General features: G+C 68.0%; 21 protein-coding genes. 10 read left to right on the top strand and 11 right to left on the bottom strand.

What is annotated here, in order from left to right; genetic code table 11:
- Positions 1–122 precede the first annotated feature (122 nt).
- Together QMB55_RS04360 and QMB55_RS04355 are read left to right on the top strand one after the other, a co-directional pair.
- Positions 123–950 (top strand): ABC transporter substrate-binding protein, encoded by an 828-nt coding sequence (locus QMB55_RS04360; RefSeq protein ID WP_497587450.1) that lies wholly within the window; start codon positions 123–125, stop codon positions 948–950.
- A gap of 106 nt (positions 951–1056) precedes the next feature.
- Positions 1057–3099, top strand: coding sequence for a sensor domain-containing diguanylate cyclase (locus QMB55_RS04355; protein ID WP_497587449.1), 2043 nt, complete (start codon positions 1057–1059; stop codon positions 3097–3099).
- On the opposite strand, the gene QMB55_RS04350 is transcribed toward QMB55_RS04355, so the two are convergent.
- Positions 3090–4355 carry an Hsp70 family protein gene (locus tag QMB55_RS04350; RefSeq protein WP_497587448.1) on the bottom strand — a complete coding sequence of 422 codons (1266 nt, stop codon included), beginning with the start codon at positions 4353–4355 and terminating at the stop codon, positions 3090–3092. The genes QMB55_RS04355 and QMB55_RS04350 overlap by 10 nt on opposite strands.
- A 183-nt stretch (positions 4356–4538) precedes the next feature.
- Here QMB55_RS04350 and QMB55_RS04345 point away from each other — a divergent pair, with 183 nt between their 5' ends.
- Genes QMB55_RS04345 through QMB55_RS04335 form a run of 3 tightly spaced genes read left to right on the top strand, consistent with a single transcriptional unit; the run spans position 4539 to position 6397 of the window.
- Positions 4539–5183 (top strand): CBS domain-containing protein, encoded by a 645-nt coding sequence (locus QMB55_RS04345; protein WP_497587447.1) that lies wholly within the window; start codon positions 4539–4541, stop codon positions 5181–5183.
- A 25-nt stretch (positions 5184–5208) separates the two neighbouring features.
- On the top strand, positions 5209–5574 hold the full coding sequence (gene arsC / locus QMB55_RS04340) for an arsenate reductase (glutaredoxin) (RefSeq protein ID WP_497587446.1): 366 nt from the start codon (positions 5209–5211) through the stop codon (positions 5572–5574).
- Entirely contained in the window at positions 5567–6397 is an 831-nt protein-coding gene (locus QMB55_RS04335) for an alpha/beta hydrolase (RefSeq protein WP_497587445.1), read from the top strand. Before arsC ends, QMB55_RS04335 begins: the two co-directional genes overlap by 8 nt.
- Before the next feature lie 127 nt (positions 6398–6524).
- Here the strand turns inward: QMB55_RS04335 and QMB55_RS04330 are convergent, their stop codons facing one another.
- The 6 genes from QMB55_RS04330 to QMB55_RS04305 form a co-directional block, all read right to left on the bottom strand.
- A complete protein-coding gene (locus QMB55_RS04330) occupies positions 6525–6911 on the bottom strand; it encodes a nuclear transport factor 2 family protein (RefSeq protein ID WP_497587444.1) in 387 nt (128 codons plus the stop codon).
- 219 nt (positions 6912–7130) lie between these two features.
- Entirely contained in the window at positions 7131–7664 is a 534-nt protein-coding gene (locus tag QMB55_RS04325; protein WP_497587443.1) for a glutaredoxin family protein, read from the bottom strand.
- 262 nt (positions 7665–7926) lie between these two features.
- Positions 7927–9009 carry a sulfate/molybdate ABC transporter ATP-binding protein gene (locus tag QMB55_RS04320; RefSeq protein ID WP_497587442.1) on the bottom strand — a complete coding sequence of 361 codons (1083 nt, stop codon included), beginning with the start codon at positions 9007–9009 and terminating at the stop codon, positions 7927–7929.
- Between the two features lie 38 nt (positions 9010–9047).
- Positions 9048–9938: a sulfate ABC transporter permease subunit CysW gene (gene cysW, locus QMB55_RS04315; protein WP_497587441.1), complete on the bottom strand. Its 891-nt coding sequence runs from the start codon at positions 9936–9938 to the stop codon at positions 9048–9050.
- Positions 9935–10771: a sulfate ABC transporter permease subunit CysT gene (gene cysT / locus QMB55_RS04310; protein WP_497587440.1), complete on the bottom strand. Its 837-nt coding sequence runs from the start codon at positions 10769–10771 to the stop codon at positions 9935–9937. Before cysT ends, cysW begins: the two co-directional genes overlap by 4 nt.
- Positions 10772–10874: 103 nt before the next feature.
- Positions 10875–11882: a sulfate ABC transporter substrate-binding protein gene (locus tag QMB55_RS04305; RefSeq protein WP_497587439.1), complete on the bottom strand. Its 1008-nt coding sequence runs from the start codon at positions 11880–11882 to the stop codon at positions 10875–10877.
- 185 nt (positions 11883–12067) lie between these two features.
- Here QMB55_RS04305 and mnmL point away from each other — a divergent pair, with 185 nt between their 5' ends.
- Both mnmL and QMB55_RS04295 read left to right on the top strand, forming a co-directional pair.
- Entirely contained in the window at positions 12068–13048 is a 981-nt protein-coding gene (mnmL, locus tag QMB55_RS04300) for a tRNA modification radical SAM protein MnmL/YtqA (protein WP_497587438.1), read from the top strand.
- 106 nt (positions 13049–13154) lie between these two features.
- Positions 13155–14060, top strand: coding sequence for an FHA domain-containing protein (locus tag QMB55_RS04295; protein ID WP_497587437.1), 906 nt, complete (start codon positions 13155–13157; stop codon positions 14058–14060).
- A gap of 243 nt (positions 14061–14303) precedes the next feature.
- Here QMB55_RS04295 and QMB55_RS04290 read toward each other — a convergent pair whose 3' ends face one another.
- The 3 genes from QMB55_RS04290 to QMB55_RS04280 all read right to left on the bottom strand — a co-directional run bounded on the left by QMB55_RS04290 (position 14304) and on the right by QMB55_RS04280 (position 19432).
- Complete coding sequence (locus QMB55_RS04290) at positions 14304–16496, bottom strand: ABC transporter permease (protein WP_497587436.1); 2193 nt, start codon at positions 16494–16496, stop codon at positions 14304–14306.
- Positions 16497–16668: 172 nt separating this feature from the next.
- Positions 16669–17700 carry an ABC transporter substrate-binding protein gene (locus QMB55_RS04285; RefSeq protein ID WP_497587435.1) on the bottom strand — a complete coding sequence of 344 codons (1032 nt, stop codon included), beginning with the start codon at positions 17698–17700 and terminating at the stop codon, positions 16669–16671.
- Positions 17701–17914: 214 nt separating this feature from the next.
- The gene (locus QMB55_RS04280; protein ID WP_497587434.1) at positions 17915–19432 is read right to left on the bottom strand and encodes a UxaA family hydrolase; all 1518 of its coding nucleotides are present in this window, start codon (positions 19430–19432) and stop codon (positions 17915–17917) included.
- A 212-nt stretch (positions 19433–19644) separates the two neighbouring features.
- Here QMB55_RS04280 and QMB55_RS04275 point away from each other — a divergent pair, with 212 nt between their 5' ends.
- The 3 genes from QMB55_RS04275 to QMB55_RS04265 all read left to right on the top strand — a co-directional run bounded on the left by QMB55_RS04275 (position 19645) and on the right by QMB55_RS04265 (position 21703).
- Positions 19645–19896: a hypothetical protein gene (locus QMB55_RS04275; RefSeq protein WP_497587433.1), complete on the top strand. Its 252-nt coding sequence runs from the start codon at positions 19645–19647 to the stop codon at positions 19894–19896.
- The gene (locus QMB55_RS04270) at positions 19893–20786 is read left to right on the top strand and encodes a peptidoglycan DD-metalloendopeptidase family protein (protein WP_497587432.1); all 894 of its coding nucleotides are present in this window, start codon (positions 19893–19895) and stop codon (positions 20784–20786) included. Before QMB55_RS04275 ends, QMB55_RS04270 begins: the two co-directional genes overlap by 4 nt.
- Before the next feature lie 71 nt (positions 20787–20857).
- Positions 20858–21703, top strand: coding sequence for a mechanosensitive ion channel family protein (locus QMB55_RS04265; RefSeq protein ID WP_497587431.1), 846 nt, complete (start codon positions 20858–20860; stop codon positions 21701–21703).
- Between the two features lie 64 nt (positions 21704–21767).
- On the opposite strand, the gene QMB55_RS04260 is transcribed toward QMB55_RS04265, so the two are convergent.
- Positions 21768–23048 (bottom strand): pseudouridine synthase (locus tag QMB55_RS04260; RefSeq protein ID WP_497587430.1); only part of this gene is annotated, 1281 nt, incomplete at its 5' end.

Raw genomic sequence — 23048 nt, 5'->3', positions numbered from 1 at the left:
AAGGACGCCGCAGGCCCCGGTGGTGGCGCCCGCCGGGCCGTTGCCCGCTTGAGCCGCTCTGGTGATTCACGCATACTCGTGACAACGGCAGGGTTTTATTTCGCCGGAACAACCGACGTCGCATGCGTTTGAGCACACACGGCAACATTGGCAACATTGGCACCATCATGTACTCCCGACTTCTTGCATTCGCCTTCAGCCTGTTCGCCACCCTGCCGGCGCAGGCCGGCGTACTCGACGACGTCAAGGCCAGCGGCGAACTCAAGGTCTGCATCTGGCCGGATTACTACGGCATCAGCTATCGCAATCCGCGTACGGGCACCCTCCAGGGCATCGACATCGACCTTTCGCTGGCGCTGGCCAAAGACCTCGGCGTACGCCTCGTCCATATCGAAACGTCCTTCAACACGCTGATCGACGACCTCATCGCCGGCAAGTGCCAGATCGGCATGATGGGCATCGGGGTCACGCCCGAACGCAAGCAGCAGTTGGCCTTCTCTCTGCCTTACCTGCGCAGCGACATTTACGCCATCACCACGCGCGACAACGCCACGCTCAAAACCTGGGCCGACATCGACCGGCCCGGCCGCTCGATCGCAGTGCAGAAGGACACCTACATGGAGTCCTTGATGCGGCGCACGCTCGCCCACGCCCGGTTGATCGTCACCGAGCGCCCCGGCGAACGCGAACGCGAGGTCTCCTCGGGTCGTGCCGACGCGTTCATCACCGACTACCCCTACAGCCAGCGCATGCTCGCCAGCACCGACTGGGCCCGGCGCATCGAACCCACCCAGACGGTACAGCTCACGGACTACGCGTACGCCGTCGCCCAGGGCGACGCGCCCTGGCTCGCCCGGGTCAACCAGTTCGTCACCCGGATCAAGGCCGACGGGCGCTTGCGCAGCGCGGCCCAAAGACATCAGCTGACGCCGATCGTCGTCAGCGAGTAAGCGCTGCCCGGTGCGGGCCGCGGACTCGAGCCCGTCCGAGCCGCGAGCGACTGGAGAACGCGTGCGCGTGCACCTAGACTGAGCCATATGACACCAAGGAGAGCCTTTGTCCGCCCCCCTGCCCCCGCCTGTCCTGCCGCCCCCGTCCCGTCCCCGTGGGCGCCCCGCCCTCTCGCCTGAAACCCATGGCACCCTGGGGCGGCTGGTCGAGCATCGTCTTTCGCCGCGGCGCCTGCGCTGGCTGTTCGTGTTTTTCGTCGTCGCCTTGCAGGCCCTCGTCTGGGCGACCTACCTCAACAGCGTCAGCGTGCTCGAACGCAAGGCCGAGGACGCGTTCCGGGACCGCCTCGAGGCCCTGGCACTGATTCTCAACGAGCACGTCTCGAACGCGCTCGACACCGTCTCCGGACGCCTCCGGGTTCTCGCTTCCCTGACCACGCCCGAAGCCCTGCAACAAGAGCGCCTGACGCCGGCCCTGCTCGACGAGATCATTTTCGACGACCCCCTGATGCGCAGCATTTCGCTGCTCGACCCGGACGGCAAGGTCGTCGCCAGTTCGTGGCAGCCGAACATCGGCCACCAGATCGCCGCGCAATACCTGCCGCCGCGCACCCTGAACGCGCGCAGCGGCGAGCCGCGTTTCGGCCAACTCCTGCCTTTCCGCACCCTGGCGGACGTCGGCCACACGCAAGCGCCCGAAGGCGTTTCGCTGTGGCTGGAGGCGATCGACGTCCACTTCGGCGAACAGGTCTTCCAATGGATCGCGGTGATCAACCCCAACTTCTTCGGAAATTTCTGGTTGCGCGTCCTCGGCAGCGAGCCGCACGAAGTGCGGCTGCTCGACTATAAGGCCAACCTCGTCTCCGCCCTGCCGGCGATGATCGACACGAACGACCCGCTGACGAGCGAAATCGCCAAGCACGCCGACATCAACGACAACGGCCGCGTTGAATCCACCGCCCCGCCCCGGCGGCTTGCCGTCTATCGCACCAGCACGGCGCATCCGCTGATCGTCGCGGTGATCGGCGACCGCGAGCAAGCGGCAGAGCAACTGGCCGGCGACCTGTTGCGTTTCCGGGCCGTGGCCATCGGCGCCTCCCTGCTGGCCCTGGCCTTGTGCATCGCCTTCTACCGCAGCTACCTGCGCTACGAGGACTCGGTCGCCGAACTGATCAACCAGGCCACGGCCATCGGCGCCCACCTGATGGTGAGCGAATCGGACCCGGAAGGCCGGATCGTCGCCGCCAACGCCGCGTTCCTGGAGGCGTCGGGCTACCGCCTGGAGGAACTCGTCGGGCAAAAATACGGCATCTTCAATTCCAACCTCCACAACCCGGAGTTCTTTAGCGCACTGTGGGAGATTCTCTCCTCGGGCCAGATCTGGAAGGGCACCTTCCGCAACCTGAACAAGGACGGCCGGATTTTCTGGGTCAGCACCACCATCGTTCCGTACTTCGACGCCTGGGGGAACATCACCCGCTACGTCGCCTTCTACAGCGACATCACCGAAGCCATCCAGCTCTCCGAACGCCTCGACCGCGAGCGCGCCCTGCGCGAAGAACTGACCCGCATCAACCAGAGCCTCGACAACGAAGCCAACACCGACCCGCTCACGCTCCTGCCCAACCGTCGCGCCTTCGAGCATTTTTCCGCCCAGGCCCTGGCCAGCACGCGCCAGAACCGGCAGGTGCTGGCCGTTGCCATGCTCGACATCGACCACTTCAAGGCGGTCAACGACACCTACGGCCACGCCGCCGGCGACGAGGTCCTGCGCGAAATGGCGCACCGCTGGTCGTCGCGCATCCGCACATCGGACATGCTGGCGCGCATCGGCGGTGAAGAGTTCTGCCTGCTCCTGCCGCAGGCCGATGAGGTCAGCGCCCGGCGCGTGACCGAGGAAATCCGCCGGGAAAGCGAGCGCACGCCGGTCACCGTCACGAACGACGCCGGCGAACAGTCGCTGACGGTCACCGTCAGCATCGGGGTGGTCAGCGTCGCCGCGCAGGCCGTCGACGACATCGAGCCCCTGCTGGAACGGGCCGACAAGGCGCTCTACGCGGCCAAGCAGGGCGGCCGCAACCGCGTCGTCGAACTGCGCTACCCGCCGCCCGAGGCGCCGGAGGCGGACGGCGCCGAAACTCAGGCGTAGCGGCGCGCGGCTTCGACCGCGAGGCCGGCGCCGATGCTGCCGAAGAGGTCGCCTTCCACCGCCCGCGCTTGCGGCAGCAACTCGGCGATGCGCGCGCGCAGACGGGGAATGCCGCTCGAGCCGCCGGTGAAGAACACCGTATCGACTGCCGCCGGGCGCACGCCCGCGGCGTCGAGCACACCGGTGACGGTCGTTTCGATGCGCGCGATGAGGCTCGCACTCGCCTCGTCGAAGGCTGCGCGCTCAAGCTCGACTTCGAGCCCGGCTTCCAGGCGATCGAGTCCCAGCTTGACCGCCGCCTGCGCCGAGAGGGCGATCTTCGCCTGCTCGACCTCGTTGGCCAGCCAGTGCCCGGCGCGCGTTTCGAGCAGGGTCATGAGGCGCGCCGCGCGCTGCGCGCAGGCGGCGTCGTTGGCCAACCGGCGCTGCTCGGTCAGCGATTGCCGCGTATAGGCGGAGTTGATCGTGTGCCAGGTCGCGAGGTTGAAGAAAATGCTCGACGGCATTTCACGCCCGGAATGGAGCTGGCCGCGATAGCCGAGCAAAGGCATCACGCTGGCGAGGCTGAACAGTCGGTCGAAATCGGTACCGCCGACATGCACGCCGCCGTTGGCCAGGATGTCGTGCTGGCGCTCGCTTTTTCGCGCCCGCTCGGGCGAGAGGCGGACGAGCGAGAAGTCCGAGGTACCGCCGCCGATGTCGACCACCAGCACCAGTTCCTCGCGCGTGATCCGCGTCTCGTAGTCGAAGGCCGCAGCGATCGGCTCGAACTGGAAGCTCACCTCGCGAAAACCGACGTCGCGCGCGATACTCGCCAGCGTTTCCTCGGCCAGCCGGTCGGCGGCGGCATCGTCGTCGACGAAATGCACCGGGCGCCCGAGCACCACCTGCTCGAACGGCCGCTCGGCCTGCGTCTCGACGCGCCGCTTCAAGTCGGCGATGAACTGGGCCAGCAGCTCGCGAAAATGCAGCACCCGTCCGTTCACCTCGGTCTGCCCCTCGATCAGGCGGCTGCCGAGCAGGCTCTTCAGGGCGCGCATCAGCCGGCCCTCGTAGCCGGCAAGGTATTCGTCCAGCCCCTCGCGCCCGAAGCGGGTGCGCCCGTCCTCGGCGTTGAAGAAGACGACCGAAGGCAGGGTCGGCCGGCCGTCTTCGAGCGGGAACAGGACGGCGCGGCCCTCGCGCAGGCAACCGGCCGTGGAATTGGACGTGCCGAAGTCGATGCCGCAGGCGCGGGCGAAGGGGATGTGAGGCATGGGGGAAAAACGGGGTACGACGGTGGGGGGCGCGATCCTACGCGAGGGCCGGCGCGAAGTCCAGCCCCGGGCCGCAAGGGCCCGGCCCCCTCCCGCCACGAGGCCGCGCTGGCACTCGCTGCCGCAACGGCTTCGCGGTAGGATGAAGCATCCTTCACCCTCGTTCGCCTCGGCGCACCGCCCATGTTCTCGCTCTACGGCATCAGCGGCCCGGTCTTCCAGGGCACGCTCGAAAACCTCGGGCGCCTGCCGCCCGTTACGCGCCAGCGCCCGATCGCCGCGGCCCGCCGCGTCGGCGAGGAATTCACGCTGCCGGCAGGCGGCCATGCTGCGGCGCAAGCGGCAGCGCCCGCAGCGCAGGGCGCCGTCCACGCCTACCGCGAAATGCTGCCCGAAAGCCTGGAGCGCGGGCCGATCTTCTACGCCCACCAGATCATGCAGAGCGAGGTCATCGCGGTGCATGCCGACGACCCGGTGGCGCACGCCTGGCGCACCCTGGCCGGACAGCGCATTCACCAGGCGCCGGTGCTCGACGCCTCGGAGGCGCTGGTCGGCATCGTCAGTGAACGGAACCTGCTCACCGCCTTCAACGTCGACGAAGCCGGCGTACGCGACGTGCTGCACAAACAAGTGCGCGACGTGATGACCTCGCCGGTCGTCGCCGCCTCGCCGGACACCGAGCTGCGCCAGATCGTGCGGGTGATGCTCGCGCGCGACGTCGACGGCGTTCCGATCACCACCGAAGGCGGCCGCCTGCTCGGCTTCATCTCGCGCAGCGACATCCTCGCCGCCGTGGTCAACGACCCACCGCTCAGCGTCTGGCGCTGAGCCTCACCCGTCCTCAGGAGATGCCATGTCCCAAGCCCCGACGCTCGTCGTCTATCACAACGCCCGCTGCTCGAAGAGCCGCGCCGCCTGCCAGCTCATCGCCGAGCACGGCGCCGAGGCTCGCATCGTCAATTACCTCGAAACGCCGCCCAGCCGCGAGACCCTGCGCGAACTGCTCGGCAAGCTCGGGATCGCCGCCGCCGACCTCGTGCGGCGCGGCGAAAGTGTCTTCAAGGAACACTACGCCGGACGCACGCTGAGCGAAGACGAATGGCTGGAGGCGCTCATCGCCCATCCCATCCTGATCGAGCGCCCGATCGTCGTGCGCGGCGAGCGCGCCGTCATCGCCCGCCCGCCCGAAAAAGCGCTCGACCTGCTGGCCGATGACTGAACGGCGCGCGCGCGGCTTCCGCGCCCTGGGCCGACGCTTGCTGCTGGCCGGCGTTCTCGCCCTGTCGCTGTCGAGCACGCAGGCCCAGGACACCCCGGCGGCCGGCAACCTGCGACGCATCGACACGCGGCCGGGCGTCGAGGTTCCGATCTACGCCGTCTGGCGCGCCGACGCGCGCGCCACGGTGGTGCTCTTCTCGGGCGGCGGCGGCGGTTTTGGACAAATCGGCGCCGACGGCTGGCCGGGCAGCGGCAATTTCCTGATCCGCAGCGGCAAGCGCTGGGCCGCGCACCCGTTCAACGTGGTGATGGTCGGCCGCCCCTCGGACGGCCTCGATCTGGCGCAGGGCCGGGTGCGCATCAGCGCCGAGCACGCCGCCGATAACCGCGCCGTCCTGCGCGCCGTGCACGAAAGAAGCCGTGCGCCGATCTGGCTCGTCGGCACCAGCATGGGCACGATCTCGGCCACCGCCGCCGCGCTCGCCGACCGCGAGGCGCTGGTCGCCGGACTGGTGCTCACGTCCTCGATCGTCGCCTACAAGGTCGATGGCGCCGTCCCCACGCAAAAAATCGAGTCCCTGCGCGTTCCGACCCTCGTCGTACACCACGCCAACGACGCGTGCTGGGCGTGCCGACCGCACGAAGCACGCGCCCTCGGCCGCCAGCTCGTACCGCCCACGCCGCGCCGCCTCGTGTTCATCGAAGGCGGCGGCACGCCGCAGGGCGAGCCTTGCGGCGCCTTCCACCACCACGGCTACATCGGCCAGGAGGACGAGGTCGTCGACCGCATTGCGGCCTGGATCCTGCAACCGGTTTCGGACTGAGGACGGCTTTTCCTGGCGTCAACGAGAAACGGACCCATCGGGTCCGTTTCTGCAAGGGTCGGCGAATACGGCGGATACGGCGGACACTCACGCCTCGGCACGAGGGCCGCGCGCCACCAGAACACGCTCAGAGCATGCGCGGAATCTGCGAGGAGTGGTGATGGACGATGGGCTTTTCGCGCGCCAGGTCGAGGATGTAGCTAAAGCGCGCCTCGAAGCTCAAGAGTTCGCCGTCGACGGCAAAACGCCAGCAATAGATGCCGTGCAAAGCGTGCACGCTGCCACCCAGCTCCTGGCTGAGCAGTGTCTTCTCGTGCAGCGCGATGCTCAGGTCCTCGCGCGCGGCAAGGCGGGAAAAATACTCCTGCCGCGCCGCCGGCGTGCTCAGCAGGCGGTTGGAGAAGGTCGGGATGAGCACCGCGGCATCGTCATAAAGCGCGATCAGGGCGTCGAGGTCGCCGTTGTTGATTCCCCGCATCCAGTCGGCAAGAATTTGTTCGGGCGTTTTCTTCATAAAGGTCTCCTGGCAGGGTAAATCCGTCGGCCCACAAAACCCGGGGCGGACGGACAGCGTCACGCGCGGCCGCGAACTTACCGGCGCCCGCGGCAAAAAACAAGCCCGGCGTGCAGCCTCGGGCATCGGAACAAAGACCACCGCGAACGCAGGCGGTTCCCACGGCACGACCGGCTGGCCCGACGCGGGGGTGCCGACGGCGGCCACACGAGGCGAGGGCTAGCCTTTCAGCCAGTGTCTGAGCAGGCTGCGCAGCGTCCCCTCGTTGTAACCGTTGATGCGGTCGTCGCCGACCAGGATCAAGGGTACGCCGCTGCCGCCGAGACGGCGATGCTCGTCGGCATAGACACTCGATTGCTCGATGTCGCGCTCGTCGTAGCGCACGCCGTTGGCCGCAAAGAATTCACGTGCTGCCGCACAATAACCGCACCACTGCGTGGCATACATGATCACTTTCGGCTGTTCGCGGGGCGCCGCCTGAACCTTGGCGCTGCGGAAGGCGTCGAGACCGCCTTCCGGCCAGTAATGAAGGGCGCCGCCGAGCAAGGCGCCAACGAGCAGCAGGCGCAGCAGCGGCGAACGTCGTGAGGCCGGCCGGCCTGCGGGCCCCACGTCGCCCGACCGGCCGTAACTGGCATCGACGGGCGCGCCTTCACCCTTGTTGTAGGCCTTGCCGCACGCCGGACACTGCCACTCCGGGGCGATCGTATCGGCGGGACGAAGGTGTCGGCAGTTGGGGCAAACTCGGCTCATCGCGGGAACGGGGATCGGGGGATAGAGAAGAAACGCAGCATCGTAGGAGCGAGCGCCGCTTGACGTCAATCTCGCTTTCCTCCGAAACACACGGCGACGTCAGCTTGCGCCCGCCCTGGAGGGCTCAACATCCTTTGAACCGGCCCTGCAGGCCGCATCCAAAAGCGCCCTGCGGGCCGGGGCACGCGGGAAAGCGCATCTGGATGCGCCCTCCAGGCCGCCCCTGGGCCGCGCCCCAGTTGGCGCGCGGTGTGTCAGATCGTCAGATTCCCGAACCGCCCTCTTCCAGCCCCGAAGCGGCGAAGACTTTGACCTGGCGCGGCTTGAGCCACACCGTCTGCTGCCGTTCGAGGGCCAGGGCATTGGCGCGCTCGCGGGTCAGCTCGACCTCGACGAGTTCGCTCCCGTGCGCAAGTTCGACGCGCACCAGCGGGCCGATCGCATGCACGCTCTGCACCCGCGCTTCGAGGCCGGTGGCGACCGGCGTACGCTCGATGTCAATGTCGTGCGGGCGGACGAAGGCCAGCGCACCACCGTCGGAGGCCGGCGTTGCGGCACCGTTGCCGGCCGCCTCGCCGCGCCCGACCTCGGCCCACTGCCCATGCACCCGGCTGTGGAAGACGTTCACGTTGCCGAGGAACTGGTACACGAAGGGCGAGGCCGGGTTGGAGTACACCTCGTCCGGGGTGCCGATCTGCTCGATCTTGCCCTGGTTCATCACCACCACGCGGTCGGCGACTTCGAGCGCTTCTTCCTGGTCGTGGGTGACGAAGACGCTGGAGATGTGCATTTCGTCGTGCAGGCGGCGCAGCCAGCGGCGCAGTTCCTTGCGCACCTTGGTGTCGAGCGCGCCGAAGGGTTCGTCGAGCAGCAGCACCTTGGGTTCGACGGCCAGCGCGCGGGCGAGCGCGATGCGCTGCCGCTGCCCGCCCGAAAGCTGCGAGGGGTAGCGGTCGGCCAGCCAGTCGAGTTGCACGAGGCCCAGCAGTTCATGCACCCGGCGGCGAATCTCGGCTTCGCTGGGCCGCTCGTCGCGCGGCTTCACGCGCAGGCCGAAGGCGACGTTCTCAAACACCGTCATGTGGCGGAAGAGCGCGTAATGCTGGAAGACGAAGCCGACCTGGCGCTCGCGCGCGTGCAGGTGGGTCGCCTCCTCGCCGGCGAATTTGACGTGCCCGGAATCGGCCGACTCCATGCCGGCGATGATGCGCAAGAGCGTGGTCTTGCCGCAGCCCGAGGGACCGAGCAGGGCGACGAGTTCGCCGGTCGGGATGTTGAGGTCGATGTGGTCGAGCGCGACGAAGTTGCCGAAGCGCTTGCCGACGCCGCAAATTTCAATGCTCATGGTGTGGGCTCAGGCGGAAAGAGTGCAAGGATGCGGGTTCATGACGGACGCGTGGCCTGGCCACCCTCCGGCGCCAGCGCGGCGTCGAGCATCGCCGTCTCACGGCGCATGCGCCATTCGACGACGGTCTTGGCGACCAGAGTGACGAGCGCCAGCAGCGCGAGGACCGAGGCCGACGCGAAGGCGCCGACCGCGTTGTATTCGTTGTAAAGGATCTCGACGTGCAGCGGCAGGGTGTTGGTTTCACCGCGGATGTGCCCGGAAACCACCGACACCGCGCCGAACTCGCCCATCGCCCGGGCGTTGGCGAGGATCACGCCGTAGAGCAGGCCCCACTTGATGTTGGGCAGGGTGACGCGGAAGAACATCTGCCAGCCCGAGGCGCCGAGCGAGATCGCCGCTTCCTCCTCGTCCTTGCCCTGGGTCTGCATCAGCGGGATCAGCTCGCGCGCGACGAAGGGGAAGGTGACGAAGAGGGTGACCAGGATCATCGCCGGCAGGGCGAAGACGATCTTGATGTCGTGCGCCGCGAGCCACGGCCCGAACAGCCCCTGCGCGCCGAAGAGCAGCAGGAAGACGAGGCCGACGACCACCGGCGAGACGGCGAAAGGCAGGTCAATCAGGGTGATCAGCAGGCTCTTGCCGCGAAAGTCGAACTTGGCGATCGCCCACGCCGCGGCGACGCCGACGGCGACGTTGAACGGCAGCGCAATCAGGGCGATGACCAGGGTCAGGACGATCGCGGAACGCGTCTCGCCGTCGGCAAGCGCCGCGGTGTAGGCCGAAAAGCCGCCCGAGAACGCCTCGACAAAGACCGCCACCAGCGGCAACGCAAGGAAGAAGAAGAGAAAACCCAGGCCGAGCGCGGTCAGCGCGTAGCGCAGCCAGCGCGGTTCGGCCGTGGCCATGCGGGAAGTGCGGCCGCTCATAGACTCACCCTGTCCTTGCCGTGATGACGGTTGGCCGCCCACCACTGCAGGCCATTGACCGCCAGCAGCAGGACGAAGGAAATGACGAGCATGACCATGGCCAGCGCGGTGGCGCCGACGATGTCGTACTGCTCGAGCTTGGAGATGATCAGCAAGGGCGTGATCTCGGACACCAGCGGCATGTTGCCGGCGATGAAGATCACCGAGCCGTACTCGCCGATGGCGCGCGAGAAGGCGAGCGTGAAGCCGGTGAGCAGCGCCGGGAAGATGGCCGGAAAGAGCACGCGGCGGAAGGTCTGCCAGCGCGAAGCGCCAAGCGAGGCGGCGGCTTCCTCGATCTCCGGCTCGATGTCCTCGATCACCGGCTGCAGCGTGCGCACCACGAAGGGCAGGCCGATGAAGGTCAGCGCGACGACGATGCCGAGCGGGGTGAAGGCGACTTTCAGGCCGTGCGGTTCGAGGTGGCGGCCGATCCAGCCGTTGCCGGCGTAGAGCGTGGCCAGGGTGATGCCGGCGACGGCGGTGGGCAGGGCGAAGGGCAGATCCACCAGCGAATCGACGAAGCGCTTGCCGGGGAAGGGGTAGCGCACCAGCACCCAGGCGACGATGAGGCCGAAGACGGCGTTGATCAGCGCCGCCAGGAGCGAGGCGCCGAAGGTCACACGGTAGGCGGCGAGCGCCCGTTCGCCGGTGGCGATGCTCCAGAACTGCTCGACGCTGAGCGTCGAGGCCTTGAAGGCCAGCGCCGAAAGCGGCAGCAGGACGAGCAGCGAGAGGTAGACCAGCGTCGTGCCGAGCGAGAGGCCGAAACCGGGGAGGACGCGTTGTTTCATATGAGTTCTTTGTTAACCACGGCGAGCAGCAAGAACACGGCGAAAAGTCCTGCCCACAACTGCGGCCGGGCTTTCGCCGTGGTTAATTCGTTTTAGACCCTGTTCACTTGCTCTGGTAGATCTGGTCGAAGCTGCCGCCGTCCTTGAAGTGGGTCGGCACCGCCTTAGACCAGCCACCGAACACGTCATCGACGGTGAAGGTCTTGATCGTCGGGAACTGCGCGCCGTACTTCTTGAGCAGTTCGGCATCGCGCGGACGCAAGTAGTTCTGCGCCGCGACCTCCTGCCCTTCCTTCGACCACAGGTAGTCAAGGTAGGCCTTGGCCTGAGTGCGGCTGTTCTTCTTGTCGACCACCTTCTCGACCACCGCCACCGGGAACTCGGCAAGCACCGAGAGCGAGGGATAGACGACCTCGAAGTCGCCCTTGCCGAATTCCTTGGCGATCAGCTCGGCCTCGGACTCGAAGGTCACCAGCACGTCGCCCAGGCGACGCTGCATGAAGGTCGTCGTCGCGTCGCGGCCGCCGGCGGCAAAGAGCGGTGCATTCTTGAGCAGCTTGCCGACGAACTCCTGCGCCGTCTTGTCGTTGCCGCCCGGCTGCTTGAGCGCGTAGCCCCAGGCCGCGAGGTAGGAATAGCGGCCGTTGCCGGTGTTCTTGGGGTGCGGCAGGATCACCTGCACGCCCGCCTGCGTCAGGTCGGACCAGTCGCGCAGCGCCTTGGGGTTGCCCTTGCGCACGATGAACACCATCGTCGACGTGTAGGGCGAGGCGTTGGTCGGGAACTTCTTGGCGTAATCCTTGGCCACAAGGCCCTTCTCGGCCAGATAATCGACGTCGGAGGCCTGGTTCATGGTCACCACGTCGGCTTCCAGCCCGTCGGCGACGGCACGCACCTGCTTGCTCGAACCGGCATGCGACTGCTTGAGTTCGAGCGTCTCGCCGCTCTTGGCCTTCCAGTGCTTCTGGAAGATCGGGTTGTAGTCCTTGTAGAAATCGCGCGAAACGTCGTAGGAAACGTTGAGCAGGCTGTTCGCGGCCAGCGCGGTCGAAACGGGCACGGCCCAGGCGGCGGCGGTGGCGAAAAGCAGGGAACGCAGGGTCGGGGACATGAAAAGCTCCTGACTGAGGAAGTGACGATGAGCCGACTATACGCGCGGCCCATAGAACACCAAAGTCTATTTATTTATTTGATTATCCGTTTTTGGAATAAACCAAGCCCTCGCAAGCTGGCGGCGAACCGCTAAGATGGCGCCGCCGCCCTCCGCCCCACCCGCCCGCAAGCCTCATCCCGCCCATGCCCGACACCGCCCCGCCCGCCCCTTTTTCTGAGCTTTTCTCCGGCCGCCGCTACCACGCCTACAACGACTGGGTGAAACAGGCGCACGGCGGACGCCTGCAAAAGGTTTCCATCGACGCCGCTTTCACCTGCCCCAACCGCGACGGCACGCGCGGCATCGGCGGCTGCACCTTCTGCAACAACGAAGGTTTCACCCCCAGTTACCTGCGCGAACAGGCTGACATCCGCCAGCAGATCGACACCGGCATCGCCTTCGCGCGCCGCCGCTACCCCGACTGTCGCGGCTTCCTCGCCTACTTCCAGAGCTATTCGAACACCTACGACGAGCTCGACCGGCTCAAGGCGATCTACGCCATCGCGCTCGAACACCCCGACATCACCGGCCTGGTCATCGGCACCCGCCCCGACTGCCTGCCTGAGGAAACACTCGATTACTTGGCCGAGCTGGCCAAGACCCGCCTCGTCGAACTGGAGATCGGCATCGAATCCTGCGACGACGGCGTCCTCGAAGCCTGCAACCGCGGCCACGACTTCGCCTGCACCGCGGACGCCATCCGGCGCGCCGCCCGGCGTGGGCTGTTCATCACCGGCCACCTGTTGCTCGGCCTGCCGGGCGAAACGCAGGCCTCGCTGTTGGCCGGCGCGCGGGCGCTGGCGCAGCTGCCCATCGACGCGCTCAAGTTTCACCAGCTGCAGATCGTGCGCGGCACCCGCCTCGCCAACCAGTACCGCGCCGACCCAGCGAGCGTGCCCTTGCTCGCGCCCGAGCCCTACCTCGACGCAGTCATCGACGTCCTCGAGCTGCTGCCGCCGCAGGTCAAAATCCAGCGCCTGGGCAGCGAAGTGCCGCCGCGCCTGCGCCTGTCGCCGGACTGGGGCCTGCGCCTAGCCGCGTTTCCGCCGCTGCTCGAGGCGCGCCTCGCCGCCCGGGCCACCTGGCAAGGCCGATGTCATATCGACGCAAAGGCGATAAAATAAGTTTTTCCGGAACAAATCCTCATCGCGGCGCTCAATCTGCGTCTACGATGAGCTTAGCGCTGTGCCGAGCCACGATGCCCAACGCATTCACCCTCCCAGACCGGCCATGAGAAGCGTTCGCCAGACCTACATCCTGCATGCCGAAGTCGTCCGCCTCGGCGACCACTCGGAAGCGTTCGACGACGCCACGGCCGGGCACCCGCTCGAACGTCGGCTCAACCGCACCGAACGCGCCGCCGCCACCTTCGGCGGACGCATCCAGCTGCGCTTCGCCGAGGGCATGCGCATCCTCTTCGACGACGCCGACGCCGCCTTGCAGAGCGCCTGCGAGATGCAGCTGCGCTGCGCGCAATTGCCGCAGGTCGCCCAACTGAAGATGGTGCTGCGCATCGGAATCGAATGCCAGCGCCTCCGCCAACGCGCCCAGGACGGACAGGATGGGCAATCTCAGCCGCCGGTCGAAGCCACGCGCCTGGCCGTGCTCGACGACGGCATCGTCGTCGCGCCCTGTCTCGCCGGCGCGTTGAACAAAGACCTCCAGGGCCTGCTGCGCCCCTTGCCGGCGGACGCCATGGCGCAGCTGCAGAACGCCGGCGCCAACGGCCTCGCGCAGGGCATCGACTGGCGCGGCCGCAACGCCAGCGCGGCCTTCCCCGATTCGCGGGTCGACGATCCGGCCGCGCGCCGGCCGGCGGCGCTGAGCCTGCACTACGGCGAACGCAACCTCATCGTCGACGCCGAAGCGCCGCACCTGAGCATCGGCCGCGACCCGAAGAGCGGGCTCGTGGTCGACGACGTCCACAGCTCGCGCCACCACTGCCGCATCGTCTTCGACGGACAGAGTTTCGTGCTCACCGACCTGAGCACCAACGGCACCACCATCGTTCCGGTGCAGGGCTCGCCCTACACCGTGAAGAAGGCCTCGGTCACGCTCGACCGGCCCGGCCACCTGTTCTTCGGCCGCCCTTACAAGGGCGACCGGCGCGGCAGCGCGCGTTTCGAAATCCGCTGAGTTTCAGCACCCCCGGGCAACATCCCGGAAGCCGCATCCCGCCGGCCCGGCAGGCCGGCTGCAGGGCGCATGGAATGGCGCTTCCGGCGAGGGGCAAGGACGAAATGCCCCGCACCGGCGCGCCCGAGTGCGTCCCCGCCTCAACGCCGCCGTTCTTCGTGCGTTCTTCGTGCGTTCTTCGTGCGCTCTTCGTGTTCTCCGCGATCGTCGGCGCCGACCATTCCGGCCCCTGCCGTCCCCCGCTCACCCCGCCTGAGGCGCCAGGCGCCGCGCCAGGCTGCGCTCGCCGATCAGGGCGCGGATCAGCCCGATCACCGCGATGCACAGCGCGATCAGCACCGAGCAATAGGCGATCGCCACGCCGTAGTCGCCGGTCACCACGCGGTTGATGATGAAGGTCGTCGCCATCTCGTATTCCGCCGAGATGAGGAAGACCACCGCCGAGAGCGTCGTCACCGCGCGCACGAAGCTATAGACCAGCGCGCCGACGATGGCCGGCTTGAGCAGCGGCAGGATGACATAGCGCAGGGTGGAAAAGCCGCGCCCGCCAAGCGTCGTCGAGGCTTCGTCGAGCGACTTGTCGATCTGCGCCATCGCCGCCATGCCGGCGCGCACGCCGACCGGCATGTTGCGGAACATGAAGCACACCACGAGGATGATCCAGGTGCCGGTGATTTCGATCGGCGGCACGTTGAAGGCCAGGATGTAGGCAACGCCGATCACCGTCCCGGGCACGGCGAAGGACAGCATGGTCGCGAACTCGAAGGCCGACCGCCCGACGAACTGCTGGCGCACGATGAGGTAGGCGGTGACGAGGCCCAGCGCGGCGGTGAGCGGCGCGGCCAGGCTCGCCAGCTTGACCGTGGTGAAGAACGAGGCCCACGCCGTCCCGGTCCACACGAGGCCGTGCGCGCCCTGCTCGATGCCGAAAGTCTTGACGTAGTGCTTGAGCGTCGGCGTGTAGTTGAGCCCCCAGGTCTCGACGAAACCGCCGGCGACCGCCATCAGGTAGATGATCACCGTCAGCCCGGCCCAGGGCAGCGCCACGCCGTAGCAGACCCGGCGCAGCGTCGTCGGCAGCGGCACCGGCAGGCCGCTGTCGCCCTTGCCGCTCAGGGTGGTGAACACCTTGCGCCCGACCAGCCGCCGCTGCAGGGTGAAGGCGCCGAGCGCGAAGACGAGCAGGATCAGCGCCAGCGTCGCCGCCTTGCCCTGGTCGAGCTGCGCACCGACGATGGAGAAGAAGATTTCGGTCGACAGCACGCCGAAGTTGCCGCCCAGGACTATGGGATTGCCGAAGTCGGCGACCGATTCGATGAAGGCCACCAGCCAGGCGTTGGCGAGGCCCGGCAGCATCAAGGGCCAGCTGATGGTGCGAAAGGTCTGCCAGCGGTCGGCGCGCAGCGTCTGCGCCGCCTCCTCGAGCGAGGGGCTGATGCCCTGGACGACGCCGATCAGGACCAGGAAGGCGATCGGCGTAAACGCGAAGATTTGCGCCAGCAGCACGCCCTGCAGGCCGTAGATCCAGCGCGTCTGCGGAATGCCGAAGGCGTATTCGAGAAACTGGTTGACCACCCCGGCGCGGCCGAACAGCAGGATCAGGCCGAGGCCGATGACGAAAGGCGGGGTGATGATCGGCAGCACGGTGAGCACGCGCAGGAATTTCTTGGCGGCAAAATCGGTGCGCGTCACGATCAGGGCGAAGGCCAGCCCCAGCAGCGTGCATCCGCTCGCGGTCAGCGTCGCCAGCAGGAGGGTGTTCCAGGCCACGCCGCAGCGCCCGCCGCCGGCCAGGCAGGCGAGGCTCCAGACGCGGGGCGAGAAGAGGCGCGCGGCGACGGCGCCAAACCCGTAACCGTCCGGCCCGTGGAAGGCGCTGAGCAGGATCTTGCCGACCGGGAAGAAGGTGAAGGTCAGCACCAGCGCGCAGCACAGGCCCAGCGCCCCGGCGACGAAACGGTCGCCCTTGAGCAGGCCGCGCGCGGCGATGCCGTTGGTGAACAGGAAGAGGAAGGCGGCGAGCACCGGCACCGCGCCCAGGCCGATGCCGTACTGCACCGGCCCGTCGGTTCCGGCGAGCGCTTTGAGCCATTCAAACTGCCAGCCGCCAATGCCGATCGCCAAGCCCTGCGCCGCCAGCCACAGCAGCCCAGCCGAACCGCCGACGAGCAGCAGTCCGGCGAGTTGCCGGCGCTCGCGCAAGAGCAGCAGCCCGAGGCCGATGCCGACGAGCAGGACGCCGGGCACGCCCAGCCAGGGCTTGCCGTGCAGCCCCGTCTGGAACAAGGCCGAGGCCGCGGCCGGGCCACTGACGAGCCCCTGCAGCCATGCACCGGCGAGCAGCCCGTCCTGCAAGGCGTACCAGGGCAACAGGGCGTAAGCGAAGAGGCCGAGGGCGATCCAGCAGAGGCTCGGTTTGACGACGGGGTCGCGCATGACGAACGGACTTTCGGAAGAAACGAGGGGCTCGGGAACGACCGTCAAACACGAAGGACACGAGAGGAGAACGAAGAGGAAGCCTCAAAACGCAAGGCTTCCCGCTTTCTTCGTGGGCTTCGTATCCGCGGTGCTGGATGCAGTTTTCGCAGCGAGGCGGATCGCCGAACGCTCAGCGCGGCAGCGCGTTAACCTCCTGCTCCCACTTCTCGAGCAGGCGGCGGCGCTCGCTGGCCGAACCGTACTTGGCGAAGTCGTAGTCGATCAGCTTGACCTCAGACAGTTTGGGCATCAGCGGCGACATCTTGGCGTTCTTGTTCGACGGGATCGGGAAGGCCTTGTTCGCCGCGCCGATCTCCTGCGCCGCCGGGGTCAGCGCCCAGTCGTAGAACTTCTTGGCATTGTCGAGGTTGCGCGCGCCCTTGATGATGCTCATCGAGCCGATCTCGTAGCCGGTCCCCTCGCACGGGGTGCCCGGCGTCACCGGGAAGCCGGCCGCCTTTTCCGCCACCGCGTCGTGCAGGAAAGCCACGCCCACCGCCGTCTCGCCGCGGCCGACGGCCTTCACCGGGCCGGCGCCGGACTTGGTGTACTGATTGACGTTGGCATGCATCTTCTTGAGGTACTTGAAGGCCTCGTCCTCGCCCATCAGCTGGACCAGGGTGGCGACCGCGACGTAGGCCGTGCCCGAGGAGTTGGGGTTGGCGATCTGCACCTCGCCCTTGTACTCGGGCTTGACGAGGTCGCTCCAGCACTTGGGCGGCGGCACGTTCTTCTTCGCCAGCATGTCGGCGTTGTAGCCGTAGCCGAGCGGGCCGGCGTAGATGCCGACCGTCTTGTAGCCGGTCTGTTCGGCCTGCTTGCGCGCCCAGTCGTGCAGGTCGGCGAGGCGCGGCGACTGGTAGGCCTGGGTCAGGTTCTCGCCGGCGGCCTGGACGTGCGCGTCGCCGCTGCCGGTCCACCAGATGTCGCCCTTGGGATTGGCCGCTTCGGCCTTGATCTGGGCGAACGTCTCGCCCGCCGGCTTCTGCGTCATCGCCACCTTGATCCCGGTGTCCTTGGCGAAGGCATTGACCATCGCCGTACACCAGTCGATCTGGTAACTGCAATAAACGGTCAGGCTCCCTTGCGCGGCGGCACTTCCCGCTGCCAACGCCAGCCCGAAACCGAGACTCAGCGCGATGGACGACCTGCGGTACGGCATTCCCCTGCGTGCATTCATGACGATCCCCCTCGATGGCGCACCCGCCGGCCGGAAACGCTCGCCGCAAGGCGCGATGTTGAACGAATGGCTACCGTCGGATACTACTCCCTCCGCCGCTCGGCGCGGCGCAGCCGAAAGCGTGCGCACGGGCGCAGGCTTTCGTTTGGCTGTTACTCGGCTTTCGTTCTGCTTTCAGCACCCGTTCGGGGCCGATTTACATCACCGCGCCGACCTGCCAGGGGAGGAATTCATGCTGGCCGTAACCGAGCGCCTCGCTGCGCACCGGTTCGCCCGAGGCATGGCGAACGATGGCGTCGAAGATGCGCCGGCCGACATCGGGCAGCGGGGTGCCGTCGAGTACGTCGCCGCAGTTCACGTCCATGTCGTCGCGCATGCGTTCGAAGAGCGCGCTGTTGCTCGCCAGCTTGAGCGTCGGCACGCCGGCGCAGCCGAAGGCCGAGCCGCGCCCGGTGGTGAAGCACACGATCTGCGCCCCGCCGGCGGCCTGCCCGGTGACCGACACCGGGTCGTAGCCCGGCGTGTCCATGAACACGAAGCCGCGCGCCTCGATCGCCTCGGCATACCGGTAGACCGCCGCCAGCGGGCTGGTCCCGCCCTTGGCCACGGCCCCGAGCGACTTTTCGAGGATCGTCGTCAGCCCACCGGCCTTGTTGCCGACCGAGGGGTTGTTGTCCATCTCGCCACCGTTCTTGCGCGTGTACTCGCGCCACCACTCGATGCGTTCCAAGAGCTTGGCGGCGACTTCGGGCGCTGCCGCGCGGCGCGTCAACAGGTGTTCGGCGCCGTAGATCTCCGGCGTTTCGGATAGCACGGTGGTCGCGCCCTGCGCGACCAGCAGGTCGGAGGCGAAGCCCAGCGCCGGGTTGGCGGTGATGCCCGAATAGCCGTCGGAACCGCCGCAGTTGAGGCCAACGATGAGGTGCTCGACCGAGACCGGCTCGCGCTTGCAAGGCCCGGCCGCGGCCAGCATCTCGCGCACCTCGGCGATGCCGCGCGCGATCGCCGCGCGGGTGCCGCCCTCGCCTTGCATCGTCAGGTGGCGCAACATGCCGGGCGCATGCGCGCCGACCAGTTCGACGAGCGGCGCGACCTGATTCTGCTCGCAGCCGAGACCAACGAAAAGCACGCCGATGAAATTGGGATGGCGCGCATAACCAACCAGCGTGCGGCGCAGGAGCTGCATTCCCTCGCCGGCGGTGTCGAGACCGCAGCCAAGCGCATGCGGCAAGGCCAGAACGCCGTCGACGCCCGGCCAGGCCGCCAGCCGCTCGGGGCTGAAATGGTCGGCAATGGCGCGCGCCACGGTGGCCGAGCAATTGACGGTCGGGATCACCGCCAGGTAGTTGCGCGTGCCGACCTTGCCGTTGGCGCGGCGATAACCGAGAAAGGTCGCGCGCGGCGCGGCGGGATCGGGCGCAATGGCTGCGGGTGGAGTCCAGGCGCCGGCTTCGCGGGCAAATTCGCCCATCCCGAGGTTGTGCGCGTGCACATGACGGCCGGCTTCGATGTCGGCCAGCGCGACACCGATGATCTGGCCGTAGCGGCGCAGCGGCGAGCCTTTGCGGATCAGGCGCGCGGCGAGCTTGTGTCCGGGCGGAATCGGGTCGCGGACGGAAATCCCGGCAGCGACGGTTTCGCCGGGCAGAAGCTGACGCAGCGCGATCAGCACGTCGTCATCGGCGTGCAGGTGGAGGGCGGAAGCAGCGGGCATCGTAGACCTCATACCTCGTTCAGGAATCCGCCCCGGGGTCGTCAGGGGGAAACGAACCGGGGCGGCATCACCCCACGCGAAACTGCGTGCGGCGACACTTGAATACTACCATACATATTCTTTGGCAGTGACGGCAACGGGCGTCGACGCTTGTCGCCGACGCCCTACGGCGTTAACAATAGCGGTTTTTACGTGAGCGGCCAGGGGTCAAGATGAGCGCAGGCGGATGGGGATGTCCGCACGAGATCGACGGGGTGTGCGGCAAACTGGCCCACCGCCCATGCGATCCGGGCATGAAGGGCTGCGAGCTTTACGGCCGCTTCGTCTTCTTCGATCCGGGCAAGAACGCCCGCCTCGAACAAAAGCAGCAACGGGCTGCGAAAAAAACCGATGCGGCCAACCCGGGCGCCGCCCCTGCCGAGTCTTCCGAAGCGGCGCCCCCCTCGCCGAAGGAAACGCCATGAGCGCGCCCACCACCCGCCCGCGCCGAGTCGCGCCGATGCCACGCGCTTTTCTTGCCCGGGGAACGCGGATGTGCCTCAGCACCCTCCTGCTGTTGTGCATTTCCCTCGGAGCAACGGCGGCACCGCGCGAAGCGCGGGTGCCCGGCGGCGTGGCCTACGTCACGCTCGCCCCGGCCAACGCCGCCCCGGCACCGCAAGCGCGCTTTGCCGGCGCATCGGTGCTGGTCACCCGCCGCAACGGCGCCTGGCAGGCGCTCGTCGGCCTGCCGCTCGATCTGCCCGCGGGCGAGCACAGGCTTGAGGTGCTTACGCCTGCGGGAACGCAGGCGGTCGCGTTCACTGTGCGCGACAAGCGCTACCCCGAGCAACGCATCACCCTCAAGAACCAGGGCATGGTGACGCTCGCGCCCGACAACGCGGCGCGTGCCGAACGCGAGATCGAAGAGATCCGGGCGCTCAAGCGGCATTGGCAGGCGGTGCCTGGGCAAGCGCCCGACCTGGATTTCGTGCGCCCCGCCGACGGTCGGCTGAGCGGCCGCTTCGGCCTGCGCCGGGTGTTCAACGGCGAGCCGCGCGCGCCGCACGTGGGGCTCGACATCGCCGTCGGCCGCGGCACGCCGGTCAAAAGCGCCGCGGCCGGAACGGTGCTGGCCACGGGCGATTATTTCTTCAACGGCAAGACGGTTTTCGTCGATCACGGGCAAGGCCTGCTGAGCATGTACTGCCACCTCGACCGCATCGACGTCCGCCCCGGCGAACGCCTCGCCCGCGCCCAGGCGCTCGGGCGCTCGGGCGCCAGCGGTCGGGCGAGCGGGCCGCATCTGCACTGGAGCGTGATCCTCAACGGGGCGATGGTCGATCCGGAGCTCTTCCTTGCGCCGCCCCCCTGAGCCTGCGCGAACGCCGCGCCGACGCATGCGAATGCGCTAGACTGCGGACATCGACCGCCAAGGAGACCGCCGTGGGAGACTCGCTGCAGACCCTCGATCACATTCGCGCTTCCGCCATCGACATGGGGCTGCGCTTTGGCCCCAAGCTCTTCGTCGCGCTGCTCATCGCCTTTGCCGGCTACCTCGCGGCGCGCTGGGTCGGCGGCCTGGTCGAACGCCTGCTGGTGCGCCTGCACCTCGAAGCGCCGATCCGCGCCCTGCTCACCCGCGTCGTCCAGATCCTGGTCTTCGGGCTCTTCGCCATCATGGCCATGCAGAACCTCGGCGTCGAACTGCTGCCGCTGGTCGCCGGGCTCGGCGTCGCCGGCGCCGGCATCGCGCTGGCCCTGCAAGGCGTGCTCGGCAACGTCGCCGCCGGCCTCACCATCATCTTCACCCGGCCCTTCCATGTCGGCGATTACATCTCGATCGCCAAGGAAGAAGGCGAGGTGCTCGACATCAACCTCTTTTCGACCACCCTCGGCCACACCGACCGTTCCAAGGTGATCATCCCCAACCGCAAGATCGTCGGCGAGATCCTGCACAACTGCGGCCAGATCCGCCGCCTCTCGCTCTCCGTCGGCGTCGCCTACGGCAGCGACCTGCCCGCCGTTTTGGCGCGAATCAACGCCTTGCTCAGCGCCAACCCGCGCGTGCTCGAAACGCCGGCGCCCGTGGTCGGCGTCGGTCAGCTCGGCGACAGCGCCATCAGCATCACCATCGCGCCCTGGGTCAAAGTGCCTGACTACGAAGCCGCGACGAGCGAGATCCACCAGGCCGTGCTCGCCGCCTTCCGCGCCGACGGCATCGAGATTCCCTACCCGCAGCGCGTGGTGCACCTCGCCGGAAGCCCAACACCGCTTTCCGCAAGCCAATAGAAATGCGCCCTGCAGCAGGGCTGCAGGGCGCATGGAATGGACCTCCCAGGGCGATGCTTCTCGGCTAGAAGCCTTCGTCCTCGCCCAGGTAGCGCCACTGCCCCGGCGGCAAGTCGGCCAGACGGATCTGACCGATGCGCACGCGCTTCAAGCCCACGACGCGCAACCCGACCAGCTCGCACATGCGGCGGATCTGGCGCTTGCGCCCTTCCTTGAGGACGAAGCGCAACTGATCGTCGTTGAGCCACTCGACCTGCGCCGGACGCAGTTCGACACCGTCGAGCGTCAGCCCGTGGTTGAGCAGCGCCAGGCCGTTCTCGATCAGGTTACCGGCAACGCGCACCAGGTATTCCTTCTCCACGTCCGAATCGTCGCCGATCAGCTGGCGTGCGACGCGGCCGTCCTGGGTCAGGACCAGCAGGCCGGTCGAATCGATGTCGAGCCGACCGGCCGGCGCCAAGCCCTTGAGACAGGCGGGATGGAAAAGCGGCGTGTCGGGCGTGCAGCACTGGTTCTCCGGCACGATCAGGCTGACCGCCGGGCGGAAACCGGGCTCGGGCTGACCGGAGACGAAACCGACCGGCTTGTGCAGCAGCACCGTCATCTGCCGCGCCTGTGAGGCGCGCGCCTGCTTGTCCAGGCTGATGTTGGCCGACGGCTGGACGCGCGTCCCGAGCTCGGTCACCCGTTGCCCGTCGACGAAGACCCAGCCGCGCTCGATGTACACGTCGGCCTCGCGCCGCGAGCACAGGCCGCGCTCGGCCATCAACTTGGCGACGCGCACACCGGCATCCAGCGGGGCCTGGCGCACGGGAACGACCTTCTCGCGCGGCATCCGCGCCGGACGTTCGCCGCCCGTGGGCGGGGCCTTGAACGGCTTGGGCTGCGTCGGTGCCGGACGCGGCGCAGCGTAGCCGTCGCGTTCGCGGTTGAAGCTCCGGCCACCGTCACGCTCGGAATTCCGGTTGAAGTCCCGGCCCTCGCTGCGATCGCCAAAACCTTCGCGCGGCCGGCGCTCGCCGCCGAACTCGGGCCGTGCCGGACGTTCGCCCCGGGCACGCGGCGCCTCGTCGGCACCGCGCCAGGGCCGGCGTTCGCCGTCCTGCGCGCGCTTGAAGCCGCGGTCGGCCTCACGCCCGGAATCGCGGTTGAAGTCGCGGCCGCCGCTGCGTTCACCGAAACCTTCGCGCGGGCGACGCTCGCCACCGAACTCGGGCCGCGCCGGACGTTCGCCCCGGGCACGCGGCGCCTCGTCGGCACCGCGCCAGGGGCGGCGTTCACCGTCCTGCTCGCGCTTGAAGCCGCGGTCGGCCTCACGCCCGGAATCACGGTTGAAGTCGCGGCC

Origin of the sequence: Propionivibrio sp. (assembly GCF_041441355.1) — a bacterium.
In the GTDB taxonomy this organism is placed as follows: Bacteria; Pseudomonadota; Gammaproteobacteria; order Burkholderiales; family Rhodocyclaceae; genus Propionivibrio.
The sequence above is the reverse complement of the archived record's forward strand: the minus strand, read 5'-3'. Positions and strand labels throughout refer to the sequence as shown.